This window comes from Leisingera aquimarina DSM 24565 (genome assembly GCF_000473165.1).
In the GTDB taxonomy this organism is placed as follows: Bacteria; Pseudomonadota; Alphaproteobacteria; order Rhodobacterales; family Rhodobacteraceae; genus Leisingera; species Leisingera aquimarina.
In genome coordinates this window covers 51,901-77,625 of record NZ_AXBE01000013.1, presented here as the reverse complement: position 1 = coordinate 77,625, position 25,725 = coordinate 51,901, and the positions used below count along the sequence as shown (strand labels likewise).

Here is a 25,725-nt window from a genome sequence, read left to right as displayed (position 1 = left end):
CATTTGCAATGCGGGTGGATCCAAACGCCAAGGATATGGCGCGGCGGGGTGAGTTGCTCCGCAATCCAGATCTGCGAACCGGCATGGGGGCTGCGGCACAGGCGCGAACAGTAAGAGAGTTCAGCCCGAACGCCTATGGCCGAAAGCTCAACAGCTTCTTCGGTCATGAGGTTGAACCACGCCTTGAAACGGGAATGAACAGGGTCGCAAATTGAAACTGGTATCCGCAGAAGAGGCGCAAAAAACCGGCTGGGATGTCATTCTGGTTGGAACAAGTTTCGCCTCGTTCTTCTTTGCCTATAAACTGAAGGGCAAGGGTCTGAAGGTGCTCTTTGTTGAGCGCGGGCCTTATGTCGATCACGACAGGCAGCTTGAAAACCGGCTGCACCGCCCGGCTGACGAAGTTGCTCAGGAAAACAGTTCCGGGCAGCGCAAGGATTGGACCGTGCGCCATCAGTTCGGCGGATGTTCGAATTGCTGGTGGGGGAATACGCCGCGCTTGCAGCCAAGCGACTTCGAGCTTCGTTCGCGCTACGGCGTAGCGCAGGATTGGCCCGTTTCCTACGCTGACATTGAGCCTTACATGATCGAGGCGGAATACCTGATGGATGTCGCCGGCTCGGATGAGGCCGGATATGCACCGCGCAGCGCACCGTTCCCGTTTCCGCCGCATGTTCCGAGCCGGGCGGAACGCAGGCTTTTCGAAGCCGCGCCGAGCTGGCAGCCAATGCCATGTGCCCGGTCCAACGGCGGCCGCCGCCCGGCCTGCTGCGTGTCTGGCACCTGCAATCTCTGCCCCATCGATGCGAAGTTCACTATACTGAACTCGCTTGATCTGTTTGCGGATGATGGTTTCCAGTATCTTCTCGATGCAGAATGCAGGATGGTTGAAACTGCTGCAGGCCGGGCAGCGGGGATTGTGGTCAACACTGCGGACGCAGGCCCGGTCACGCTGCGTGCAGATTTCGTCGGTCTAGGGGCGAACCCGATCTACAACTCTGCCATTCTTCTGCGCTCCGGCATCGGCTCCGAACGGGTCGGCCGCGGTATTCACGAACAGCTTGGCCAATTCATTTGGGCCGATATCCCGTTCGACAATTATTATGGCGGCACGTCTTTGACCGGCATGGGCTATGGGCTTTATGACGGGGATTTCCGCCGCGAAGCTGCGTCGGTGCTGATTGAAAGCTGGAATGCGCCTCCCTCGCTCAGGCTGGAGCGCGGGAAATGGCTGCGGCGGCTCAAGCTCAAACTGGTGGCGGAGGATTTGCCGCAAGCAAGCAACCGGGTTGTCTTGAAGGACGGTGAACCGGTTGTTTTATGGACCGGGCACAGTGATTATACCTATGCGGGTCTTGCGCGCGGCCGTGAGCTTCTGCCTTCCTTGATCCCCTTCGAGCATGAAATTGTCAGAATAGGCGGCTTTGAGCCGACCGAGGCGCATATTGTCGGCGGAACACCAATGGCCTGGGATCGCGCCGGCGGGGTCGTTGACAGGAAATGCCGTGTTTTCGGCACGCCGGATCTCGCCTGCCTGGGCGCTGGCGTGTTCACCACAGGGTCTGCCGCCAATCCGACACTGACGCTTGCGGCATTATCTCTTTATGCAGGAGAACTCTTATGAAAATGCGCCGCCGGATGTTCTTGATGGGCGCCGCCGCGACAGCTCTTGTTGCGGTTCCAGTGTCATTGGGCGGGACGGTCGGATTTCTAAAGCGTACGCTTCGCGATCATTTTGGGCCTGATGTTCTGAACCTTGATGGGGTTGCCGATTTCGTCACTGAATTTGCATCATATTCCGCGCAGGGCAGCCCGGCCAAAAAACTGGCCGCGGAGGTGTATTTTGCCTGGCATGGCGACCAGATGAAGATGATCGGCCCGGCTGCCGCCCTTCGGGACCGGTTCCTGTATACGATCCTGACCAGAAGCAATATTATTGCAGTCCAGCAGCAGCGGGCAGCTCAATTCGACTATGGCTTGGCTGACCCTTGGCTCCCGGCTTGCGGTCAGTATCTTTCCGCAGCTGCCGACGAGACGCTCTGAGGTTTGGATCGGCCGGAAAGGATACGGCCAGCCGCCGAGGGGGAGCCAAAATCCGGCAGGCGCGCGCATTGAGCAGGCGGGACTGTGCTGTCGCCGTGCTTCCATCCTGCAATGGACACCCCGTTCCCGCTGCTCAATGCGACAGTCACGCCTGCGTTCCGGGTTTCCTGCAAAAGCCTAATGATGTTCGGGCTTCGGATGCCGGGCTGGTTGGTTATAAAAACACCCACCGGATTGCAAAGGACTGTGAGTTTGAAATCGGAAAAATCTCCGATCAGGGGACGGCCCGTCCTGAGATCGGTAGTGAACGGCGGCGTGTCCGGGCTGCGTATATATAAAAACTCAGAGAACCTTGGCCTATTATAAGCCAGATCGAAGTCGCCCAGCCATTCGATTGCGCGCATTTCCTCATCAGTCACGATGAGGGCATTGTCCGCCAGCCATGGCGCAAGCAATACATCAGCATCCTGCCATTGCCAGCGTGTTTTGCCTAACAGCATATTTCCATCTTGCCCCATCATCAGCTTCGCACTGCGAACGAAAGCCGGGTTGGAGAGAGCTAAGAAACCCGTTGCGATGAGGATGGTCAGGCAAGAAAGAGGGTTTTTCAAAGAGGCAGGAAGAAGAGGCGGCATGGCTTTGACTGAAGTATCCCTCAGAAGGCGCCAGAGCGCGGGCAATAATGCCTGCAAGCCTATCCCCCAGAGGACGAAGAAGAACGGCATTGTTGAAAAGAGATATCTAATGTTCTTCAGCCCTCCGAAGGACTGCAGCAAAAAGGTCGTTGCGAACAGTATCAGGCAAAAAGAGGCAGGCAGGAAATTTACACGCAGCGCAACAATGGAAATTATCGGGAAGAGAGGCCAGAATGTGGGGTAGTTGTCTCTGAAATTCCGGTGATAGAACGTTGTGTCGTCAACAGGAGGCCAAGGCTCCCAATTGTATGTGACCCAAAGCCAGTGGATTTTCTCCGAAAACGCGCCGCTCAACAGGATACCCGCAATCACAGCCACCGCGGCGCCAGCCAGCCACCACCGCAAAGGATTTGCCCGTAACCAGCCTGGCAAAAAAACCAAAAGAATCCAGATTCCTGCTGCGCCTACGCCCAAGGCGGTAAGCATTTGCAGATCCAGCGCAATCAGAAAGAGGGCGGCTGCCACGGCGAGAGCGGTCAGCTGCCATGCACGCGAAGTGAGATTGGCAAAGGCAATGTAGACAAGCAGGGCTCCTGCCACAAAAAGCATACCCTGCGCGGCATAAAATCGAATATACTGGGATACTTCGATGCCGTTTGGCCAGAAAAGCAAAAGAGTCAGCGTGATCAGCGCGGTTACGGCACCGCTGACATGATAAGCCCATGCCACGACCATTGACACCATGACCGCGCCGGGAATGATCGCGGGTATCAGTCTGGCGGCGAAAGCTGATTGCTCCCCGAGGATATCAAAGCTCAGCGCAATCAACTGAGTGAAATGTGCGGCCCGGGTGTATGCGCCATCCAAAACAGAAAGAGTCCGGTCTTCCTGCCAACTGATAGCGGGCAGGTACTGATAAAGCTCATCATAGATCAGGGGATGATCAATCATTCCGGTCCGGGTGAAAACAGCCAAAACAAATGCAACCAAACCGATCATAACAACAGTGATGGAATGCATGTTGTTGCGCCCCTGATCAGAACTGTTCCCCCTTAATCCACAGCGCTCTGCCACCAATATCCCCTATATGCTGCATGTGTTTTTTGGCGCAACGGGTGCGCCAAAGGTTTGGTCAATCCGAACTGACCGAAAACTGTTCTCGAGCACTTTTGAAATTGCTGGCGGCGACATCATGCGATGAAGCGCCATCGGGGGTGCAAACTGTCCGATCGAAGCCTCCTTGGAAAACTTAGCGTTATGCAATACAGCTACAATATCAGATTTTTTCATCATCATGAACTTCCGAATACCGCCTTCGAGCTGTTTCTTCAGTCTGAATTCTGCCGGGTCTAAAAGGTTTGCGCCACCAGCAACCGGGAAATCGATGGCGGCAGGTTTTCTGGCGGCTTGTTCTGGCTCCGCCGGATAGCTTTACCAGCCGCCAATATGCGCCATATCCCTAAAATATATCACCATAGCGAAACTTTGATCCGCAAAGAGGAGCCACTGTAACGCTTCCTTTTCCATTTCAGGTTTTTGTGTTTTATCTGTATCGCTTCGGATGTGATCTGACATTTACCCGGGTTCCGGTGGCTGCTGTCAGTCAAAGTTCTGCTCAGGAACTTTCCCTTCCAGATTTCCTTACCCTCAATCATGGTCTGGAACGGCGCTTTTCCGCAACGCATTTTGCCCTGATGAGTGCGCTCGTGATTGTAGCGGCGCTGCCATTCCCCTGCGGCACCCTGAAACCGGGCGGTATGCCAATCTGCCAAGGAAACAAGATCGGCCTAGCCGGCCCCGATTGCCTGACGTCAGCACCAATGGGCCGGTTTAGAGCGGTTTAATAAGAGAGGGCTTGTTTCTCATCCTGGCCGCCATGAAGCAGAGGTCAGACAGAAACACTTCAGTGCAACTGTGCTCTCACATAGAAATTTGTTCGCAGAGGGATCGGCAGCCGGTCCGGATTAATGATCTTAAGCATGAAAACCCCTGGGCGGCCAAGATGCATTTTAACTTTTCCAATAAAGTATGCATTGACGACACCGATGTCGAAGAACTCAATATCGAATTGATGTTTTAAGAAGCGCCGCCTCAATTGATAGTAGCTGTGCAGAGCACAATGTTGTGGCGGTTTGAGAAAATCGAAGGTCCGCTTGATGCCGTAAAGCGTTGACCAGCGCACCATTTCAAATGGTATGTTGGCCCACTTGTTCGGAGTCTGAAGGAGATAATGCCCATTTGGTTTAAGGACCCGGCGCACCTCTTCCAGGTGGCGGTCGGTATCCGGAATGTGCTCGAGAACATCAAAGCTGAGCACGAGATCGAAGCAATTGTCATCGAAGGGCAGCTTGGCGCCATCGGCGACTTGGACGTCGAGCCCGGGCGGGCATTGATCAAGTGCGTCACGCTCCGAATCGATTGCGGAGATCTGGTGGCCGGCCTCATGAAGGGCTTGCAGCAGGCGCCCTTCACCGCAGCCAATCTCCAGAATGCGTTTTGGTGACTGAAGCAGTCCCGTACGCTCCAGGAACTCAATGTTCGAAGCAAAGTTGCCCCAATCCTGACGCTCCAAGTCAAGCATATGACAACGCCTTTTCCATGTGCATTCACCTTGGTTTTATATATCTATCTTGCCTGACTGCCCAGTTGAAAGGAAGCTTGGAGCCCCCGCGGAATTTGGATTGCGGATGTGAAGATTTCCGGCGCTTGTCCGGTCCGGAAAACTGTCCCGGGTCTTGTTAGCATGGCGACCGGAACTCTGTCACCGGTTGCGCCATGGAGCCGCCGCAGTCTCAATTCCCGGAAAATCTCCAGCCGGGTGGTCCAAAGCCGGGTAGCGGCGCAGCCAGCCTTGCACTAACTTTCCATTTGAACCACTCAAATGGGTCTGCACATGGGCATTCCTTCTGTGTTGCCGGTTTCTGGAAATAGTGCCGAATAAATACGGGTTTCAAGAGTTGCATTGGGAAAAGGCTGGTGGCTTTGAACGACAATAGCTTAGCAGAGAGCTGCTCATCTCCGCAAATTCATAAGGTGGCTGGCCATGTGCATCTGCATCCCGGTTTCGATCTCGCGCAAGTGCTGAACAGCGCGCGCCGCAACATGGGGCTTTCCGGGCCGCCTGAAAGACCAGTCGGTTTTCTGCTGCTGACAGAAACAGCGGGCACCGACCGTTTTTCCTCGCTTCCCAATCGCGCTGGCGCCTGGTCTGTTGAACCGTGCGCGGAACCGGTTTCCAAGGTCGCACGCTGCAGTGACGGGTGCCGGCTTTTTATCATTGCAGGACGTCAGATCGTAACAGCAGAAGGCCTCGAAGTTCTTGTCCACGGCGCGACAGAAACCATTGCCGATGGCCTTCCTCTGCGCGACGTGATGGCTGTTGCGGACGATCTTGAGGTTCTTGCCGTGCTTCCTTGGCGGGGCGTAAAATGGGTTGGAGAGCGTGGAGCCATCATCCGGTCGCTCACGGCTTCGGCTCCAGTCTCTGCAAGGTTCTGCCTTGCTGATACCGGTGTCCGTCTTAAGGGGACGCCTCGCCCGAAGGCGCTGACGGAAGCCGAAACAAACGGGTGGCGTGTTCTTGCAGGTTCAGACCCTTTGCCGTTTCCGGCCCAAACTTCTGCTGTCGGGCGCTTTGGGTTTGCTGCCGAATTCCTGCTCGATCCTGATCATCCCTTCCGCAGCCTTGAGAGTTGGGTCCGATCATGCGGCCGGTCTCCAGCATGTTATGGCCCGCTGCAGGGTTTGATCGGATTTCTGGTGCTCCAAACCTTCATGCAAGTGAGAAAGCGCTTGGTGTGATCCATGCCTGCCACGCTTGGCCATATCGGAATCCAATATCTGGTGACGAAGGCGTTTTTGCCCGCCGCTGATGTGAAATGGATATTGGCAGGATGCGTCGTGCCGGATGTTCCATGGATCATTCAACGTGCTGCAACCGGGTTGACTGACGTACCGTTGATAGATCTGCGTTTGTTTGCAATCGCCCAGGGCAGCTTGGTGATAAGCTTGGTTTTATGCGCCTTCCTGGCCACTTTCAGCAAGAGATTTTGGTCCGTTTTTCTTATTCTGGCACTGGGTTCCGTTCTGCACTTGGGGCTTGATGCTTTGCAGACAAAATGGGCAAACGGTGTTGTTTTGCTGGCGCCGCTGCGATGGGATTTGCTGAACTTCGGCATGTTTTGGCCTGAAGACTGGCCGACCTATGCGCTGTACGGTCTGTCAGTTGCGGCCGGAATTCGGATTTGGGCAAATGATCCAAGATCTGGCACTGACTTGCAGTTCCCGAGCGGATGGAGGGCGCCAATTGCAGCCCTGCTATTGGCAGCATATGCCAGTCTTCCAGTCCTTATGAAGGATGGTGTGCGGGCGGCAGATCTGCACTATGCGGCCACACTCGAAGATACCGGAAACAGAATCGGAAAGCCGATAGAGTTCGATAGAAGCCGCTTCGGCATTTTTCCGGGCGGCGCCAATCTGAAAGCCTGGACTGGCGAAGAGTTTCAGTTGATCGGGCATCTTCCAATTCAAGGTGAAACCGTCTCCATTCGAGGCAGGTTTGAAACGTCAGCGGCAATCCGCGTTTCCGAGTTTCATACGCACGCTTCAGGTGTGCGGGACGCTGCTTCCTACAGCGGGCTCCTGGTGATCATCTTGTGGTGGGTTTTCTGCATTGTGGACCGTTTCCGTGCCTGGTTCAGATAATACTGAGGGGCGACCGCGAAGAACCTCCTCGATTTCATAGCTGCGCAATCTTCGGCTTGATGAAAAAATGATGATTTCACCCACCAAACCGAGAGCCACGATCTGAATTCCTAAAACCAGCACCAGAACAGAGAAGACCAATGCGGGGCGATCGGCAAGCGGGGTCCCGAAAAAGAGACGCTCAACCGCGAGATAAGCGGTCAGCAAGGCTCCGGCGATGATAAGCGGGACACCGATAGAACCGAAAAAACGCAAGGGGCGCTTAAGGTATTTCAGGCCGACGAACAGTGTCATCACATCGACAAGCGCCCCGACATGAGCATTCGGCTTGAACTTGTAAATCTTTTGGGCGTCGAAATCTTTTACAATTGAAAGGTCCACTTCCTTGACCCTATAGCCTTCCGATGCTGCGATCAGCGGCAGAAAATGCTGCCGGACGCCCAACTCTGCAACACGCAGGAACACGTCTCTGCGCCCGGCCCGGGCCCGGCAAAAGACATCATCGAAACTTTGGTGGAAAAGAGTGTTCAGGAGGCTGTGAATAACCCAGGCGCGAAACCTCTGCATGCCGCTTCTGTTCAGTTCGCTGCGCTTGCCAACGACCATGTCGGCTTGCCCGGCGGCATCAATCAGGGTGCTGATAGACTTGGGGTCAATTTCGGGCCAGGACGGAAGGGTCAAAACAATCTCGCCCACCGCTTGGCCAAGCCCGTGCTTGATGGCTGCGTCTTCCCCTCCCCAGGGGCGCATCGAATAAAGTTTCAAGTTCGGCCACTGCGTTTTCAGCGGGTTCAGAGCGTCACGAACCCCGTGCGAGGCTTGTTCGAAAACGACAATCAGCTCATAGGGCTCAGGCCTGCTGTCAAGTACGGTCCGGAAGTCCATCAGCAGCTCGGCGATGCCTATTCCATCGCCTTCTGCACTCATGATCACTGAAACCAGCCCGGTTGCAGGCGCCCCGGGTCCGGTCGGGTTTTGATCGTGAAGCATATTACTCTCTCTCTGGTAGTGCGCTTTCTGAGTGGCCGCCCTGCCAATACAGATCAGAGGGACCGATCTGGCGGTGTATCAAGCTGCACACCATGCCGATCAAAAACAGAAATAGTGTCAAGGATCCGAAAAGCATTGAAACCGATGTGTAAACCATCACGCTGCCTGCCCCGGCTGTTCCCTGGCCGATGAGCACAAGCCCCGCAAACAGAAGCGCTGCGGCGGCAGAGCTGAGAGCAAGCCCGGTAAAACGGCGCATCGGGCGGCGCGCAAACAGAAGCAGGGTTTTGATCGTGATCAGGTCAAGCAAAACCTTGAAAATCCTCGAAAGCCCGTATTTTGACTCGCCAAACTGACGCGCGTGGTGCCGCACGCCGACTTCTGCGATCCTGGCGCCGACAGGGAGGGTCATGGCAGGAATGAACCGGTGCATGTCAGAATAAAGCGGCACGCGTTTAATCACATTCGCCCTGTACACTTTGAGCGAACACCCGTTGTCTCTCACGGGCAGGCCTGTGATCCGGCCGATCAGCTGGTTGGCGATCATCGATGGCAGTTTGCGCGACAGCCATTTGTCCTGCCGGTTGATCCGCCAGCCAATGACCATGTCAAACCCGTCATCGATTTTCGACACCATCATCGGGATGTCGGCCGGGTCGTTTTGAAGATCGCCATCCATGGTTACGAGCACTGAACCGCGCGCATATTCGATGCCTGCAGCCATCGCCGCGGTTTGCCCGTAGTTTTTCCGGAATTTCAGCACAACGACACGGGGATCGGCGGCCGCAAGGTTTGAAAGTTTTGAGAAACTGGAGTCGGTCGACCCGTCATCGACGAATATCAGCTCAAACGGAAGACCTGCAGCATCAAGAATTTCTGCGACTTTGCTGTACAATACATCAACGCTTTCTTCCTCGTTCAATATCGGAACGATTACAGAATACCTGACAGCCACTGCCCTACCCCCGCTTCAAGATCTACGGTTACTCAAACTCCAGTGTTTCTCCAATAAAGGCTCCCGGCCCCAAGATGCATTGACCTTAGCAATGCAAGTAAATGAAGACAATTCTTGAAGAAACTAGGCCGCTTTGACATCATTGCTAGGCCGGAACGGGAGAGCAGCTGGTGCTTGCTTGGTGCACTGCTCCCCAGCTTTGGACCGCCAGAAGCTGGATTTATCCGGCTCTGTCACAATGACGGGCTGGTGACGCCCGCCCGGAACCCCGGACCGGAAGCGGGGTGTTTTCCCGCCGGACATCCTCTAACTATCAAATTGTGCCAATTAGGCGGAACTGATCGGAGGCGGGCGCGGGTAAATCATCATGACTCCTATAAAAGACCCTCAGAAAGATCGCATTGTCGATATGCTTTCGTCCGAAGCGTCGGCCCTGAAAAAATATCAGCATTTCTTTGTAGGCCGGCATGGCTGGGGCAGTTTTCTGCGTTATGAGGCCACAACCTTCTTCTGCGCTGATATCAGGGGTTCGTGATTGGCCCGCGCACCCTGATCGCCCGCGATGTCGTGATGGTGGTCAAACAGGGGTATCTCCGCATTGGCGCCAACAGTTCAATCGGAAGCCAGACAACGCTATCCGCCGTTTCGGGGAGCGAGATCGGAAGCCATGCCATTATCGCTGGGCACTATTATTTAGGCGGGGGCCGCTACAAAACCGAGCTGGGCGCCGGGCCAATGGTCGAGCAGGGACACAAGACCAAAGGGCCGGTCATACTTGGGAATGACGTCTGGGTGGGAGCAGGCGTCCGGGTGCTGGATGGTGTCGTTGTAGGCGATGGCGCAATTTTGGGCGCAGGGGCCGTGGTGACCAAGGATGTTCCGAGCAATGCCATCGTTTGAGGCGTGCCTGCGAAAGTAACTGGCAGTCGATCTGAGGTGTTTGATCCCAGGATTTGACCTGCAAGACTCAAATCGTAATGCAGAGCGCGCCCTGACTTTTCGCGGATCAAAATTATATGTAGCCCATGAGGCTGAAATTTTACTTACAAAGTATCTTGGCTCAAAAGTAGCGGTACAGAGCAAAAGATGGTTTCTATAGTCTGTAGCAGGAAGCCGCGTGGGGATTTTTGGGGCCCGAAAACCTATGGAAGCGTATGAACAAAGTTATATCGCCTGACAGAAAACTGGACGTGCGCTTGTCAAAAGCCACGGATCGCCTGCCGAAGACGCTTGAGTTTTTGGAGGTCGTAAGGGCGCTGAGGCGCCGAATGGTTCTGATACTGGCAGTAGCGGTGTTTTGCTTGGCATTTGCGGTACATTACCTCTCGGCCATCACGCCGACCTACGCTTCAGGCGGCCAGCTTCTCCTGGGAAGCCAGGGGCTCAGTGAGCAGAATTCATTTGATCTCGTCGAAGCGCAAGTGCTCAGCAATGCAGTGATCGAGGGTGAGATCGCAATCATGCGCTCCAATGAAATCCTGATCAAAGTGGTGCGCAAGTTAAGGCTGGATGAAGATCCGGAGTTCAATCCTGCCCTCAGGGAGCAGAGTGAGCCGAACCCGGTCACCACTTGGCTCAAGACAACGCTGAAATCTATTCTGAAACCGCCGAAGCAAGAGGGCAGCACAGCGGTTACGGCAGCCGCCCCGGTGAACCAGGAAATTCTCGATGCCGCATCGGTGAATGAACAAACTCTTGGAGAACTCGGGACGGCTGTCAATATTGTGCGAAGGGGGCTGTCGATCAAACAGCAGGGGACGTCTTTTCTGATGTCCGTTCAGGCAACCTCCGAAAGCGCCCCTAAGGCCGCGGCCATCTCAAACACGGTTATGAGCGAGTATATCCGCTTTCTTGCCGACGAGCGTTTCCAGGCGGCAAGCCGGTTTGCCGTCTGGCTGGAGGGGCGTGTCGAAGAGCTGGCGAACAATGTGGAAGCTTCGGAACGGGCGGTTTTGGAACTGCGCGGCGTTATGGAAGCGGATGCCGACAACGGCGCGCGCCTGGAGCAGCAGATGCAAGAATTCACCACCAAACTGGTGAATGCCCGGGCCGAGCTTGCGGAAGCCGAAGCGCAGGCCCGCCGCGCCATTCAGGTGAACGAGGACGAGGGCCCGCTTGCAGCCGCAAACATCCTGACCAGCGATGCGATCCTCGAGTTTCGCAGGACACTCACCGATCTGAGGCGCGAGGAAGCCGAGGCATCGCTGAATTTTACCGAGACATCTGCGCGGATGGATGCGATCCGGCGGGCGATTGCAAAAGCCGAAGCGGAGCTGTCCAGCGAAGTCAATAATTTGCTGCTGCAGCTGAACAATCGCGTGGAGATCCTGAGACTGAATGTACGGACTTTGGCGATCAGTCTCCGCAGCTTCGAAGGTCTTAATCTGGAGCGCTCCAAGCAGTTGATCAAATTGAATCAGCTCCAGCGTGTCGCCGATATCAATCGCCGTGTTTACGAAGATTTTCTTGGGCGCTACAGGCAAATCAGCGAGTTTCAAAAAATTCCCGTATCGGATGCGAAGGTTATCACATATGCGACCCCGCCGGTAAGCCCTTCGTATCCGCGTAAGAAGGTCGCCGCAATACTGTCGCTCATCGGCGGTTTGTCGATTGGCGCCGCACTGGCATTGTTCGTTGAATTGCGGCCCAAGAAGCTGTCGGCGCCCTTGCAGATTTCCAGAGAGGCAGGAATGGCTGTTCTTGGCAGCACCCCGCGTCTTAAAAAAATTGGATCGGCACGGGAACTGCTTCGCCAATTGCAGAAGGATAAGGCCCTGGCGCAGGCGGCCTTGAATTTGGCCGATAATGTCAACCTGCACACCGGGCGGACACTGCGATCGATTTTTGTTACCTCTCACAATGCAAACGAAAACCGGACATTTACCTCCGTCCTGCTTGCCTGGGCGAGCGTCCAGCGCGGAAAGAGCTGTGTTTTGGTGGATGGGGACTTTCGAACCGCTCAATTGACCAAAAGCCTTGGCATCTCGGATGAAGCCAGTTTCATTTCTGCCATTCACAATGAGAAACCTCCAAGTGAATGTGTGGTGGTGATGGGATCGGACAGTGGTTTCGACTGCATTGGAACTCAGGTATCAGCGGCGGACCCCTCGGTCATTTATAATGCCGAGCGCGTTCAAGAGCTGATTTCAGTGCTGAGAGAAGCCTATGAAGTTGTGATCGTTGATGCACCAGGCCTCGAAGACGCTTCAAATAGTTTTGCCAACTTGAATTCTCAAGATTTGGGAATCTTCACGATTACAAAAAATAAAGTAACATTGGGAAAGATTGAAGGCAGCTTGAGCATATTCGGGGAAATGAAGCTTGGAGGAGCGGGTATTGTTTTGAATGGGGTGGTTTGATCACCTCAACAGCCTTTGCGCACAAATGGCGTGAAGGGATACACCCCGCGGCGCCAGGGGGATAGCAGGAGGAAATGGGAAGCCTGTCCTGGAACCTGCAGCATAGCCTCGATGCGATTGCGTCGTTAATGCCTGTGTTTTCCTTATCGCACAGCCTTGTGCGCGGGGCTTTCGCCTTGGGGTGCAAAGTCCGCCCCCTTTGCCTTTCGCCTCTTTTCACAACCAGTCTGCGTCTCAGCCAAGATCCCCGAGCCGTCTCTCCGCCTTCGGCAGCCTGCTCAGCAATGCCCATGCTTCAATGCCGCCGCTGGCCTGCCCAGCGATGACGAGTGGTAAGCGTCCGGTCTGCCTGCCCTGACGGCCATCGTTAGTGAGTAAGCGTTGCCCACGCCTCACGCGGGATCAGCTTGACGGCAGGAAGTTCCAGGGGGGAGCTCGTCGATCCGGCTGGCGGAATGACCCGCAGTAATGGCTTTGAGGTATCCATCATTACCCTGCGGGCCGTATTTCTTCGGCGCGTCACACCAGTGCAACCCATTGCAATTGATAAAAATAATTTCGTCAATATGCACCAGCCATCAACGTATGGTTTGTCGTGGAATTTGGAAAACAGGGTTCAGGACGCGCCTTCTGCGCGTCGCTCAACCAAAAAATCACTTATGCCACCACTTGATTTTCACCAATGAATCACGGCCAGGCGCGGAAACCGGCGGGGCCGGAACCGCTGGGAACCCGGGCCGCCGAAGCCACCAGCGGCACCCTTCGCGCAGTTGAAGTTTCTGATCCGAATTCCACCCGGAACGAGGCCGTGCGCGCTTCAGGATTTCCGGGCCGGACGATGGCGAAGGATGACAGGGTACCTCCAGCGGCGTCACGCCGTGGCGAAGATGCATTGCGTTGGTCCGCGGGGCCAAGCGCTGACGGTTCGGGGCTTTGACTGCCAGGCCGCGGCAATCCAGACCCGCCTCGCCGTTCTGAATTGCTGCACAGGTTTTGGCAAGCCTGGCACAGAAGCTGCAGGATGAGCACGCCCGGGAAAAAGGGCTGTCTTGCCCTCTGCAGATTTGTGAAAAAAGGCCCCGTCTGGTAAATAGGCCATTATGTTTCTCATAAGGGGCTATGAGGGTGGCGGCACATGTTCTGTATAATCATGAATTCAAACCACTTTCTTCTCCGCGGAGAAGCGTGAGATTCTCACTGCGATGACCAGCGTTTCAGGAAATGTCGGAATTGCATTTGTTGGTTGTGGATATGTCGCAGACCTGTACCAGGCGACACTCGCCAATTGGCCTCAACTGCTTTCCCTGCGAGGTGTCTATGATCTCGATTCCGCCCGGCAGCAGCAATTCGCAAAACACTATGCTCTAAAGGAATTTGACAGTATTGAAGCGGTTCTCGCAGACCCGGGTGTTGAGATCGTGGTCAATTTGACTCCGCCTGATCAGCATTATGCGGTCACGAAACAGTGCTTGGAAGCGGGGCGGCATGTGTACTCCGAAAAACCCTTAGCGCTTGACTTCGGTGAAGCACGGCATCTGGTTGAACTGGCCGGGAAACAGAAGCGGCATGTGGTGTCGGCTCCTTCCAGTTTTCTGGGGACTGCCGCGCAGACATTGTATCAGGCGGTGCGCAGCGGCGAACGCGGAAAGCCAAGGTTGATCTATGCCGAGATGGACGATGGCATGGTGCATCGGATCGGCTATGAAAACTGGAGAACATCGTCAGGTGCCTATTGGCCGGCTGAGAATGAATTCAAGACCGGATGCACCTTGGAACACGCCGGCTATGCCTTGACTTGGATGGTTGGAATGTTCGGCCCGGTGCGCCGGCTGGTCTCTTTTGCCAGCTGTCTTATCCCGGATAAAGGGACCCACACGCCGCCGGATTATTCGACACCGGATTTCACTGTTGCGTGCCTGGAGTTCGACCATGGCCTGGTTGCCCGGCTGACCAACAGTATTCTGGCACCGCATGATCACCAGTTCCGGATCATTTGCGAGGATGGTGTGCTCAGTCTTGACGAGACTTGGAATTTTTCCTCTTCCGTGCGCTCTTTCCCGATCCCGACAACCAGATTGCGCCGCGGCGCCAAAAAGCTTCTGGGGCTTGATTTCAGCAGGCGGATCAATCCTGAAAGACCTCGGGGCATCTCCACGGCCAAGCGGGGCTACCCCATGGATTTCACTCTGGGGATTGCCGAAATGGCGGTAGCGGTACGAAACGGGTCTACGCCACGGCTGGCCGGTGAATTCTCTTTGCACATCACTGAAGTTTCACTGGCCATTCAACACCCGGAGATATTCGGAGTCGAGTACTTCCCGGCCACCGCACCTGCGGCGGTAGAGCCAATGACAGCTCTTTGAAAGATCCGGATGCGGGCAACAACCAGCGAAACGGCTTCTGGGGCGTGCCTAGACAGAGCGGGGAGCGCCAACTGAGGAAACAGAAATCAAGCCCCCTTGGGACCCCCTAAAGATTCAACGTGAACTGGAACCGCTTTAAAACCGGGTCCTTGAATGTGTCCAAAAGCTTATCCGTGCGGTACGGTATGAAACCAGTTTTGATCGCGCTATCTGCCGGATTCCAGTGAGCCCCGCATGGAAGCAGTACAACACTTTGGCACCCAGGCCGGCTGCGCTGCAACATCCAGCCGCCGCTCCCTGCTGAAGGCTGCTGCCCGGATGATTGCCGCGGTGACCGCTGCCTGTGCAGGGGCTTGGGCACTGCATGCAAAGGATATCGCGGCAGACGAAGCAACCCGCACCCCCGCCCCGTTTCCCTCCCCCGGCCTTGAGAACCCCATTGTCTACAACCTCGGCATTCCAGTCGCTTCGCCGTGGCAAGGCGCGCTCTTTGCCCATGACCTTACGGGGGAGGGAAATATGGACTTCGTCATCACATCTCCGGGGCACGTCGCTGCCTATACCGGGTCAGGAGAGATGCTTTGGCATGTGCAGGATCCTATCTTCCTCGGCCTCGCGGAGCATGGGTTCTATCCGCCGGGGCGTCACGCGCCTGCTGCCATTGCCGGCGACATGGACGGCGACGGCCGGGAGGAGGTCGCCTATCTGCTTTCAGATGGAACGCTGACGATCAGAGACGGACAGAGCGGAGAGATCGAGCGCAACTTTTCATTTCCCGGCGCACGGGCACTCTCAATCGCGAATTTCCGCGGGACAGGCGAGCGGGATGCCCTGCTGCAATACAGCCAGCGGGAGATACGCGCTGTCAGCCTCGAAGACGGCGCCACCCTTTGGCATGCCGATGATTGGTGGGGGGTGGAGCATAGTATCGCCCGCACATTGGATCTCAACGGTGACGGCCGGGACGAGGTTCTGGGACCGGTTCTGCTCGATCATGAAGGCCGGACATTACAATCCGCGGCGCGGGACGGGACACGGATGGATGCCTTTGACAGCCTGGCTGTTGGCGATTTGCTCGCTGAGCCCGGGCTTGAAATCGCCCTTGCCGAGCAGCATGGCAACGAGGAAACGATTGTGCTGGGCCGGACTGGCGCGGGCTGGTCGCGCCACCATGAGCCAGGCGGCATCTGGGCCATCGGGGAGTGCCGCCACAACGAAGATCCCGACAAGCTCGCCGTCGGCGACTTTGATCCAGCCCGGCCTGGCATGGAAGTATTTGCGCGGTCTTCTTGCGGCAACCACCCCTGGGTGATGAGTGGGAACGGGGACGTCATCGCATCCTGGCCGGTCCGCCGCACTGCCCCGCCGGGGTGGTGCCACGTCGGCGATTGCCGGGCGGATCCGAGCGTCAGCCTTTCCGAATGGCTCATCGACCTGATCCGGGTGGATTTCCGCGGCGGCCGCAGCGCCCGGCGGGGCGAATATGGGATTGACTTGGCCAGGCCGGTTCACTGGGAGGGCACAGGCAGGCAGCTCTTGTTTGTGACCGAACGCCACATAAACGGCCAGATCGCCCTGGTGGACGCGCTGACCGGGGAGTTTCTGCATGTCTGGCCGGCAAAGGCAACCCGCACCTACGCTGCGGATGTGCTGGGGGACAGCCGGGAGGAACTCATCATTCTTGAAACCGGGGCTGATGGGGCGGTCCTTAAGATCTTCTGGAACGAAGAGAGCGCAGCCGGAGCGCCGCAAGCACGGCTGTGGGACAGCCAGTCATACCGCCGGACCCGCCAGAATTGGAATTATTATTCACCTTAAGGCGCAAGCATGATGCGAGATGCAGCCCTGAATAATGCAGTGGTTCCGATGACATCTTAGCCCAACTGGTCTTGCCGCGGTTCAGGTCCGGTCTCTTTCGCGCAATGTTTGCTATGAAGGGGACAAGGAATGGCAACCGGATACACCGGCGAGTGCCGCTGTGATGCGGTCACTGCAACGGCCAGCGGCCTCTGATTCGGGCGTTGGCCTTTCGGCGCAGAGCAAGCGGGTACTCAGGCATTTCCGCCAGCTACCGCATTGGATTCACCGGGTTAATCCCGGATCCTTTTGCGCAGCGAGGCCAGGGAAAAGGATACGCCTTGGCCATCGGCCCGTTTCTCCGGGATGCGGCCCCCGTCAGATAACACGGCCTAAGCAGACATCATGTTGATTTGCACTGCAGGGGGCTTAGTTGTACAAAAGCTTAGGGTAAATGGTTTCTGTTCTCTGTGGTTGCGCCAATTCGTTTCAGTACACGTTGCACGCCACCACTTTTTGACGGTGGGTTTGGGGTAAATGTCGACATTTTCAGAGGAATTTAACGGCCCGCTGGCGGCCGAAGATTGGTTGATATCAGATTATGCATTGCCGGGGGGATGGATCGATACGGCCTGGTCGCCTTCCAATATCGCCGTCTCAGCCGGTCAGCTCACCCTCACACTGGACGATCAGCCACTGGGCGGGAAGACATACAGCGGCGGCGAAATACGCTCGGTCGAAGATTTCAGCTTCGGGACCTACACCGTTACGATGCAAACAGCGGATGGCGGCGGAGCCAACTCGACATTCTTTCTGTACTCACCCCAAACCGAGATTGATTTCGAGTTTCTCAGCAGTGACCCGACCCAAGCATTGGTGACATATCACTTTGGCGGTGAAAGCTCAGGTGTTGCCGTTGACCTGGGTTTTGACTCTTCTGCTGGAATGCACACCTACACAATCGAATGGGGGCCGGACTCAATTGCGTGGTATGCAAATGGCACCCTCTTGCACTCGGTGGCCGATCCGGCCGGCCTTGAGGTTCCAACCGCCGACGCGCAGATTTTTCTGAGCATCTGGCACGGCACGCCAAGCTGGATGGGCGATCCCGCGTTTGCACCGTCCACTTCCGCGGTCTACGAGTCCGTCAGTTTCACTGCACGCACGGCGCCGGTTGCACAGAACGATTGGATCGTCTTGGCTGAAAGCGGACCGGCCGTCCTGGATTTGCTGGCAAACGACAGCGATCCCGACGGTTTGGCGCTTGATGCCGGCAATATCGCAATCACTCAGCCGCCTGCCTTCGGAAGTTTGTCGCAGGACCCTGGAACCGGTGAGCTTACATACACCCCTTTTGACGGAAATTTCATAGGAATCGAACGGTTCGAATACACCGTCACCGATAGTAACGGCGAAGTGTCCAATTCTGCCTGGGTGACTGTTCAAGTCGGGCTGGACCCGATCGACCCTGCGGCGGTTTTGCTGACGGATGGGGATGACGACAATCTGGCGCTGATCAGCGGCGGGGCGGATATTTTCGACGGTCTTGCCGGCAATGACACGCTGCATGGCGGCGACGGCGGCGACCGGCTCTACGGCAATACCGGCAATGACGTGCTGAACGGCAATGACAGCGGCGACAGCCTCTATGGCGGCTCCGGCAATGATGTGCTGGACGGCGGCAAGAACAACGACCTGCTGGATGGCGGCGCCGGCGCCGATACGCTGACCGGCGGCAAGGGCAATGACACCTTCAAATTCTCGGTCGTCGACGGCGCCGTCGACACGGTCGAGGATTACGCCTGGTGGAATTTCCTTGATGTCGGCGATGCGCTGGTAGGCTACACGGCCGGGGTCGATACGCTTACTGATTTCGTGCGCTTCACCGCCGCCGGCCCGGACACGCTGCTGGAGATCAACCCGGACGGCGCCAGCGGCTTCGTGCCCGTCGCGCTGCTCAAGAACGTCTCCAACCTGATCGGCGACGAGGCCGAGATGGAGGCCAACGGACGGCTGCTGACGGCCAGCGCCAATGCGGCGCCGGAGGCGGCGGACGATGCGGCCAGCGTGGACGAGGACCAGAGCGTCACCATCGACGTGCTGGCCAATGACAGCGATAGCGATGGCGGCGTGCTGTCGCTCCAGGCCGCGGGCCAGGGCCAGTTCGGCACGGTGGTGATCGATGCCGGCCAGCTGATCTATACGCCGGATGCGGATGCCAATGGCAGCGACAGTTTCAGCTACACGGTGTCGGACGGACAGGGCGGCACGGCGGTGGCCACGGTCGCTGTGACGGTGGCACCGGTGGCCGACGCGCCGGCGGCGCAGGACGATGCCGCCAGCGGCGAGCAGGACGGCCCGATCCAGATCGACGTGCTGGCCAATGACAGCGACGCCGATGGCGATGCGCTGAGCATCGACATCTCGGGCGCGGCCCCCGCCAATGGCCAGGTGGCAGTCTCCAACGGGCAGATCACCTATACGCCCGATCCCGGTTTTGTTGGCGCGGACAGCTTCACCTATGCGGCCACCGACGGCAGCCAGAGCGCCGCCGCCACCGTGACGGTAACAGTCTATGAGACCAACGCCGCGCCGGTGGCCGCGCCCGATGCCGCCGCAACCCCCGAAGACCAGGCGGTGGCCATCGGCCTGCTGGCCAATGACAGCGACGCCAACGGCGATCCGCTGACGGTGACCGCCCTGACCAGCGCCTTCGACGATGCCGCAACCGCGGGCGTGACCGAGACCGAGCACGGCTCGGTGACCCTGTCGGGCGGGATCGCAACCTATACACCGGATGCGGATTTCAACGGGGCCGACAGTTTCGGCTACACCCTCAGCGACGGCAAGGAAAGCAGCGCGGGCACGGTCTCGGTGACGGTGCAGCCGGTCAATGACGCGCCGGTGGCCCAGGATGACGCCGCCGCCACCGACCCTGACGTTGCGGTCTCGATCGATGTGCTGGCCAATGACAGCGACGCCGATGGCGACGCGCTGAGCCTCGACGTCTCGGGATCGGTGCCGGCCAACGGCTCGGCCGCGCTGGTGAACGGAGAAATCCTCTATACCCCCGATCCTGGCTATATCGGCACCGACAGCTTCAGCTATGCGGTCAGCGACGGCAGCGAGAGCCGGACGGCGACGGTGACGGTGACGGTGGGTTCGCTCTACGACCCGATCGACCCTGCGGCGGTTTTGCTGACGGATGGGGATGACGACAATCTGGCGCTGATCAGCGGCGGGGCGGATATTTTCGACGGTCTTGCCGGCAATGACACGCTGCATGGCGGCGACGGCGGCGACCGGCTCTACGGCAATACCGGCAATGACGTGCTGAACGGCAATGACAGCGGCGACAGCCTCTATGGCGGCTCCGGCAATGATGTGCTGGACGGCGGCAAGAACAACGACCTGCTGGATGGCGGCGCCGGCGCCGATACGCTGACCGGCGGCAAGGGCAATGACACCTTCAAATTCTCGGTCGTCGACGGCGCCGTCGACACGGTCGAGGATTACGCCTGGTGGAATTTCCTTGATGTCGGCGATGCGCTGGTAGGCTACACGGCCGGGGTCGATACGCTTACTGATTTCGTGCGCTTCACCGCCGCCGGCCCGGACACGCTGCTGGAGATCAACCCGGACGGCGCCAGCGGCTTCGTGCCCGTCGCGCTGCTCAAGAACGTCTCCAACCTGATCGGCGACGAGGCCGAGATGGAGGCCAACGGACGGCTGATCACTATGGACCCGCCGCCTGTCGCAAACGACGACTATATCAGTGTCGAAAGCTCCGGGTCCTGGACAATTGATGTTTTGAACAACGATGTTGATCCGGATGCCGATTATCTGACAACACTCGAGGTTAGCGGAATTGCCACCCAGCCGAACACTGGATCAGTGGCGGTTGTGAATGGCGAAATCGTCTATACGCCAAATGCCGGATATGTTGGAGCTGACAGTTTCGAATACACGATCAGTGACGGAAAAAGCACCGATACCGCAACCGTATTCCTTTCAGTAGGCCAGCGCGATTTCTCCGGAGAAAGCCGGGCGCTGGCCGTCGACTTGTCGCAAGGGGCTTACGCCTATTCCGCTACTGTCATGGCCTTTGGCGACTCGCTGACCCAGGGTTACAAATTCGGGAACCCCGGTATCGAAGGCGGCTTCCGCGACGATCTGTTTGAAAGCCTGGCCGCAAATAATGTCTGGATAGACTATGTTGGCCGCTTCAACAGTGGCCCTGCGGGTATGCTCGACAGGGATCATTCTGGTCTTCCGGGTCATTCTTTGGCGGAAGCGCTGACAGACGATCCCAGCGACCCGATGAATTTTTCGCTGGCCGTCGACGAAATAGACCCGGAGATCACCTGGTTTATGATGGGCACGAATGATCTGAACGGGCCGACGAAAGTCGATCAGGTTATCAACGGAATACAGTCGTTGATCGATCAGTTCTATGCTCTGGACGGAGCGCAGGACCGTCATCTTGTTATCTCTCTGGTTCCGGTGAAACCGGCTTTTGCAGACCTGGTTGCGGCCGCGAATGAAGGCTACAGCACCGTCAATGGCGAAATGGTGGCCGGCGACACAGGCAACGGCACATTTGTTCCTGGCATCCGGCAAATTGTGACGTCAGCTTCGGCGGCGCATGCAACGCTTCATCTGTTTGAGCCGCCGCTTACAGAGAACGAACTTCTGCCGGATCAGGTGCATTTCACGGATGCCGGCGATGCACTCTACGCGCAAGCAGCAGCCAGTTTCCTGGAAACCGAAATCGGTTTTTCCGCCGGAACGATTGATGGATCGGGGATTTCCCTTGACGCAATCAATGTCATTGGGGGTGATGCGGGAGACCTGATCACCGGTGACGCGCAGGGAAATCTTCTGGATGGCGGCGGCGGCAACGACATTGTCCGCGGTCTGGACGGAAACGATACCCTGTCAGGGGGCGCCGGCGCGGACCGGCTGTCTGGAGGAGCGGGAGCCGACATCTTGACTGGTGGAGAAGGCGACGACAGCTTTGTTTTTAAATCTGACTTTGCTCTGAACGCAAGCTCTGCAGATGTTATTCTTGATTTTGGCGAAACAGGGAACGACCGGCTGGTCTTTGAACAGTCGCTTGGTGCTGCAACCGTGACAGACCAAACCGATGGATCGGGTGTCGTCATCACCATCAACGGCTCTGACATCGAAGTGGATGGCGCGGATGCCGGATTGCTCAAGGGAGCATTGGTCAGCGGCGCGACTTATGAAATCACGTCGGACAGCTCTCTGGCTCTGTTTGTTCAGGATCCGGATGTTCTGCTGGTATAGGCTCTTAGCCGAGGCCCGGAAAACCTTCCAGCTTCTGCAGATAGAACCTGGGCTATAAACACGCTGAATACGGCGGGAGGGCTCGGGTTTTTCCATACTCTGAAGCAAACACAAAAAGCGGGCCCCGAAAGAGGCCCGTTTCCGTGAATTCATGCCTGCGCCAGCGGCGCAGTCAAAATCAGTTGGTGGTGGTGGTGGTGGTGGTGGTGCCGACTTCGTCGTCGTCATTGGCAACCACGCCCAGCACGGCCAGACCAGCCACGGCACCCGCTGCGGCGCCAGCGCTCAGACCGGTGCCGGCGATGCCGCCTTCGGTGCCGGTGGGGGCGGGAGCGGTCTGGGCCGAAACGGCGGTTGCGGAAGCCAGGGCGGCCAGGGTCAGGGCGGTAAGAACGGTTTTCATTTTCAAACTCCTCTGGAGAACTGTGGAAACATGTGTTGAGGCGACCTTATGGGAGGCGGTTTTTCTTTTCAACGTATGGAATAGCCGCAAATCTGTTGAAATCCGGTTTGTTCCGCGGATTTTTTCTGCCCGTTGCCGCAAAGCCGCGGGAAACCGGCGGAATCCGCGCGCCGGTCACAGCCGCAGCTGGCGGATCCGCACATATCCGGTCTCCGGTCCGGCCCACTGCCGCGATTGCCAGACCTGATTGCGGCCCGGACGGGAATCAATCCAGTAATCATTGACCACCACGCCGCCGGCGCCCTCGCAGCGCTCCTGCAGGTGGCGGGCGGGATGGGTCACTTCGACAATCTCCACCGGCTCGGAGCCCAGATCCTGCAGGCTGCAGGCCATGCTGAGGCGCGCCTGGCCGTTGCCCTTGGCGCGCACCGTATAGCGCCGCGCGCCGCCGCGCGCCGGGCCTGCCGCGCCGTCGGCAGCCGGCACCTGCGCCGACAACAGCCCGCCGCCAAGGCCGCGGGTGGCAATCACCATGCCGCTGCGCAAGGCCAGCGAGACATTGTCCTGGGTGCGCCAGACCTCGATCGTGCCGGGGCTGCTGTCGCGGCGCGTCAGCGCACGGGTCAGATAGGCCTTGGCATCGCGGTTTTCGATGGTGACCTCGATATAGGCCTGGCTCTGCTTGTCCAGGAGCGCCCGGGTCAGCTGCACCGGCGGCGGCATGTTGCGGCGCCGGGTGAACTGCTCGCCCACCGCTTTCAGCACTTCCAGCTCCGCCGGGGTTTTCTCGGGGCCTTTGGCGCAAGCCCCCAGCACCAGCGCCAGCCCGGCCAGGGCGGCAGTTTTTCTGATCATGCTCATTCCCAGAACCTCGCGCGCTGTTCTTCCAGGCTCTTGCGGTGGGCCTCGCGCACCGACCCGTACAGCCGGTCCGGCACCGCCACCCGCTGGCCGCCGTCGCGCTGGGTCGGGCGGATGGTCAGGCCAAAGCCCGACCGCGACGGCTTGCCCAAAAGCCAGTCGACGGGGATGCGGAAACGGAAGCCCTTGTCAAAGGAGCCTTCGCCGAAATCCTCGGACGAGACATTGGTCAGCGTAAAGAAGGCGCCGATCAGGAAGCCGTTGTTGAACTCGCGGTTGAGGCTGAAGGTGCCGCCGTAATCGCCCGCCAGATAGCGGCCCGCATCGACCTGCATCAGATAGCCCTTGCCCAGCTCGGCATAGGCCGAGGCATGGCCGGTGAAGATGCGGTAGTCGCGGAAGCCGAAGCGCTGATCGAAATCGCGCTGCACCACGTAATTGCCTTCCACCCCCAGGCCGATGCGGCTGTTGACCGGCTTCCACAGCAGCTCGCCCGAGACACCGCCGTACATGCTCTCGAACAGGCCCGCGGTGGCGCGGGCATAAAGGTTGCGGCCCGGCTTCCACAGGCGGCTGGCATAGAGGTTTTCCAGGGTGGTGCCGAACTGGGCATATTCGCGCTGGTCGGTGCGCACATGCGGCAGCACCGAATTGGAAGCGCGGCCGTTCTTCACATTGCCCGCCAGCCGCTGGCGGATGGTGCCGGCAATGCGCCAGCCCGGCGCCGGTGCATAAGAGGCGGCGAAATCAAGCCCGGCATCCAGCCGGAACGGCTGCGCGGGGTCGAAATAGGCAGGTTTTGTAAAGGGGCTGACCGAGGTGGCAAAGGCGGGATACAGCTCGCCCGAGAAAATCGCGTCGTCCGGCAGCGGCCCGGCATCGCGGACACCGGCGGCAGCACTCAGCGCGTCGGATGCATCCGCATCGAATTCCAGCGCCTCCAGATCCGAGCGCCGCACCTCCAGCACCGCCAGGCCAAGGCCGCGGCGCACCGGCACCAGGCGGAAGGTCTCGACCGAGGGCGGCAGCGCCTGGGCCAGCGCCCGGGCAGCCCGGCCTGCGGCCTGCGCCGCCGACCGGTAGCGCGGGTTGCGGTAGCGCAGCTCGGCTGTGGTGCCGGTGAGGGTGATCGCCTCCAGCACCAGCCCGTCCGCCTTCAGCGTCTCGGCGGCCAGATCCCGGAACTGCCGCTTCTTGGTTTCGCTGGCCACCCAGCCCTGGTCCCAGTGGCTGGCTTCAGTGGCCCATTGCGTGCGCGGGATAATGGGGTGCGGCGCGGGCACCGCCATCGGGGTCGGCGGGTTGTTCGGGTTCAGCTGGATCTGCGCATTAAAGCCGATTTCCGAGCCGTAAAGGTAATAGGCGCCCAGCCGCAGCCGGTCGGAATACTGGTATTCCACCCCGTAGTTGACCGAGGATTTGCGCTCAAACACGTTTGAGACTTGGGTCTCGGTCACATAGGCGTCGGTGGAATATTCCGCCTTCAGGCTCCAGCGTTCATCCGGCTGCCATTCAAAGCCGCCAAAGGGCGCGAAATCGCCGCGGAACCACTGGTCGGTGGCCAGCTCACCGCCGGTGCTGCCGCCCACGAAGGTCGGGCGCACGCCGCCGATATTGCCAATGGCGCCGCTGCTGCCCAGCCGTCCCCAGCCCAGGCCCGCCGAAAGCTTCAACCGCCCCGGCGTCTTGCCCCAGCCCAGGGCCGCGCCCTCAAACCGTTTGGTGGCAACGAAATATTCTGCCGCATAGACCCCGGTGCCGGCAAAATCCTGCAGCCCCATGGTGACTTCCGGCAGCCAGCCGCGCTCGCGCCAAAGCCGGGCGCGCACGTCAAAGCCGCGGTCATAATAGGTGTCAAAGCCAAACAGCCCCAGATCCTGGATGCCGTTGTAGCGGAACGAGGCGCTGAGCCAGGGCAGCGCCTGCACGGTGATGTTGTAGCGCGAGGTGCCGCCGAACCAGGAATAGGTGACCGCATACTGGCCGTCGGGCAGCATCTCGGAACTGGGGGTGTCGATGATCCCAGGCGAGCCGTAAAAGTTGAGACTCGGCGGCGGCAGCGGCTTCAGCCGCGGTGCGGCATCCTCGGTTCCGGGGGCAGCGCCATGGCCTGCCCGGGTGATCTCCGGCCCCAGGGCCAAACCCGGCCCGGCCGCCAGGCACAGCAGCGCAGCCGGCGCGGCTCTGCACACAAGTGTCTTGATCGGGGTCACGGGAAAACCTGCCTTTTGGAACTGCCTCTGGCCGGGTCTCACTGCCCGGGCTTGCCACCTGTTGCCCTGTTTAGAGCATGATTGGCAAGGCT

Annotated in this window: 19 protein-coding genes and 1 pseudogene; 11 read left to right on the top strand and 9 right to left on the bottom strand. The window is 58.3% G+C overall.

Going from position 1 to position 25,725, the window contains the following annotated elements; genetic code table 11:
- Positions 1-8 precede the first annotated feature (8 nt).
- From AQUI_RS0102665 to AQUI_RS0102655, 3 genes are read left to right on the top strand one after another with little or no spacing between them, the layout of a single operon-like run.
- Complete coding sequence (locus AQUI_RS0102665) at positions 9-215, top strand: glycosyltransferase (RefSeq protein WP_156916757.1); 207 nt, start codon at positions 9-11, stop codon at positions 213-215.
- The gene (locus AQUI_RS0102660; protein WP_051371786.1) at positions 212-1,624 is read left to right on the top strand and encodes a GMC oxidoreductase; all 1,413 of its coding nucleotides are present in this window, start codon (positions 212-214) and stop codon (positions 1,622-1,624) included. The genes AQUI_RS0102665 and AQUI_RS0102660 overlap by 4 nt, the downstream gene beginning before the upstream one ends.
- Positions 1,621-2,043 carry a hypothetical protein gene (locus tag AQUI_RS0102655; protein ID WP_027256123.1) on the top strand — a complete coding sequence of 141 codons (423 nt, stop codon included), beginning with the start codon at positions 1,621-1,623 and terminating at the stop codon, positions 2,041-2,043. Before AQUI_RS0102660 ends, AQUI_RS0102655 begins: the two co-directional genes overlap by 4 nt.
- Here the strand turns inward: AQUI_RS0102655 and AQUI_RS0102650 are convergent.
- The 4 genes and pseudogenes from AQUI_RS0102650 to AQUI_RS29110 form a co-directional block, all read right to left on the bottom strand.
- The gene (locus tag AQUI_RS0102650; RefSeq protein WP_027256122.1) at positions 2,007-3,698 is read right to left on the bottom strand and encodes a phosphoheptose isomerase family protein; all 1,692 of its coding nucleotides are present in this window, start codon (positions 3,696-3,698) and stop codon (positions 2,007-2,009) included. The genes AQUI_RS0102655 and AQUI_RS0102650 overlap by 37 nt on opposite strands.
- A 411-nt stretch (positions 3,699-4,109) precedes the next feature.
- Entirely contained in the window at positions 4,110-4,253 is a 144-nt protein-coding gene (locus tag AQUI_RS30555) for a hypothetical protein (RefSeq protein ID WP_156916756.1), read from the bottom strand.
- A 38-nt stretch (positions 4,254-4,291) separates the two neighbouring features.
- Positions 4,292-4,423, bottom strand: a pseudogene (locus AQUI_RS31755) (IS481 family transposase); the annotation flags it as partial.
- Between the two features lie 158 nt (positions 4,424-4,581).
- On the bottom strand, positions 4,582-5,259 hold the full coding sequence (locus AQUI_RS29110; RefSeq protein ID WP_051371785.1) for a class I SAM-dependent methyltransferase: 678 nt from the start codon (positions 5,257-5,259) through the stop codon (positions 4,582-4,584).
- Positions 5,260-5,654: 395 nt separating this feature from the next.
- Here AQUI_RS29110 and AQUI_RS0102630 point away from each other — a divergent pair, with 395 nt between their 5' ends.
- Both AQUI_RS0102630 and AQUI_RS30550 read left to right on the top strand, forming a co-directional pair.
- Positions 5,655-6,479: a hypothetical protein gene (locus tag AQUI_RS0102630; RefSeq protein WP_156916755.1), complete on the top strand. Its 825-nt coding sequence runs from the start codon at positions 5,655-5,657 to the stop codon at positions 6,477-6,479.
- Between the two features lie 3 nt (positions 6,480-6,482).
- Positions 6,483-7,382: a hypothetical protein gene (locus AQUI_RS30550; RefSeq protein ID WP_156916754.1), complete on the top strand. Its 900-nt coding sequence runs from the start codon at positions 6,483-6,485 to the stop codon at positions 7,380-7,382.
- Here AQUI_RS30550 and AQUI_RS27005 read toward each other — a convergent pair.
- A complete protein-coding gene (locus AQUI_RS27005; RefSeq protein ID WP_051371784.1) occupies positions 7,284-8,372 on the bottom strand; it encodes a hypothetical protein in 1,089 nt (362 codons plus the stop codon). The two genes, AQUI_RS30550 and AQUI_RS27005, sit on opposite strands and share 99 nt — an antisense overlap.
- A 1-nt stretch (position 8,373) precedes the next feature.
- Positions 8,374-9,327 (bottom strand): glycosyltransferase family 2 protein, encoded by a 954-nt coding sequence (locus AQUI_RS27000; protein ID WP_084294238.1) that lies wholly within the window; start codon positions 9,325-9,327, stop codon positions 8,374-8,376.
- A 531-nt stretch (positions 9,328-9,858) separates the two neighbouring features.
- On the opposite strand from AQUI_RS27000, the gene AQUI_RS26995 reads away from it, so the two are divergent.
- The 6 genes from AQUI_RS26995 (at position 9,859) to AQUI_RS0102585 (ending at position 22,156) form a co-directional block, all read left to right on the top strand.
- The gene (locus AQUI_RS26995) at positions 9,859-10,227 is read left to right on the top strand and encodes an acyltransferase (RefSeq protein ID WP_051371783.1); all 369 of its coding nucleotides are present in this window, start codon (positions 9,859-9,861) and stop codon (positions 10,225-10,227) included.
- A 254-nt stretch (positions 10,228-10,481) separates the two neighbouring features.
- Positions 10,482-12,686, top strand: a complete 2,205-nt coding sequence (locus AQUI_RS0102600) for a GumC family protein (protein ID WP_084294236.1) — start codon at positions 10,482-10,484, stop codon at positions 12,684-12,686.
- A 455-nt stretch (positions 12,687-13,141) separates the two neighbouring features.
- Positions 13,142-13,372: a hypothetical protein gene (locus AQUI_RS32405; RefSeq protein ID WP_156916753.1), complete on the top strand. Its 231-nt coding sequence runs from the start codon at positions 13,142-13,144 to the stop codon at positions 13,370-13,372.
- 516 nt (positions 13,373-13,888) lie between these two features.
- Positions 13,889-15,049: a Gfo/Idh/MocA family protein gene (locus AQUI_RS0102595; RefSeq protein WP_027256118.1), complete on the top strand. Its 1,161-nt coding sequence runs from the start codon at positions 13,889-13,891 to the stop codon at positions 15,047-15,049.
- 234 nt (positions 15,050-15,283) lie between these two features.
- Positions 15,284-16,867, top strand: a complete 1,584-nt coding sequence (locus AQUI_RS0102590; protein WP_027256117.1) for a hypothetical protein — start codon at positions 15,284-15,286, stop codon at positions 16,865-16,867.
- A 516-nt stretch (positions 16,868-17,383) separates the two neighbouring features.
- The gene (locus AQUI_RS0102585) at positions 17,384-22,156 is read left to right on the top strand and encodes an Ig-like domain-containing protein (protein ID WP_027256116.1); all 4,773 of its coding nucleotides are present in this window, start codon (positions 17,384-17,386) and stop codon (positions 22,154-22,156) included.
- 178 nt (positions 22,157-22,334) lie between these two features.
- On the opposite strand, the gene AQUI_RS0102580 is transcribed toward AQUI_RS0102585, so the two are convergent.
- The 3 genes from AQUI_RS0102580 to AQUI_RS0102565 form a co-directional block, all read right to left on the bottom strand.
- Positions 22,335-22,559 (bottom strand): hypothetical protein, encoded by a 225-nt coding sequence (locus AQUI_RS0102580; RefSeq protein WP_027256115.1) that lies wholly within the window; start codon positions 22,557-22,559, stop codon positions 22,335-22,337.
- A gap of 174 nt (positions 22,560-22,733) precedes the next feature.
- Positions 22,734-23,414, bottom strand: a complete 681-nt coding sequence (locus AQUI_RS0102570; protein WP_035919669.1) for a YjbF family lipoprotein — start codon at positions 23,412-23,414, stop codon at positions 22,734-22,736.
- A 2-nt stretch (positions 23,415-23,416) separates the two neighbouring features.
- Positions 23,417-25,633: a YjbH domain-containing protein gene (locus AQUI_RS0102565; protein ID WP_027256113.1), complete on the bottom strand. Its 2,217-nt coding sequence runs from the start codon at positions 25,631-25,633 to the stop codon at positions 23,417-23,419.
- Between the last annotated feature and the right edge of the window lie 92 nt (positions 25,634-25,725).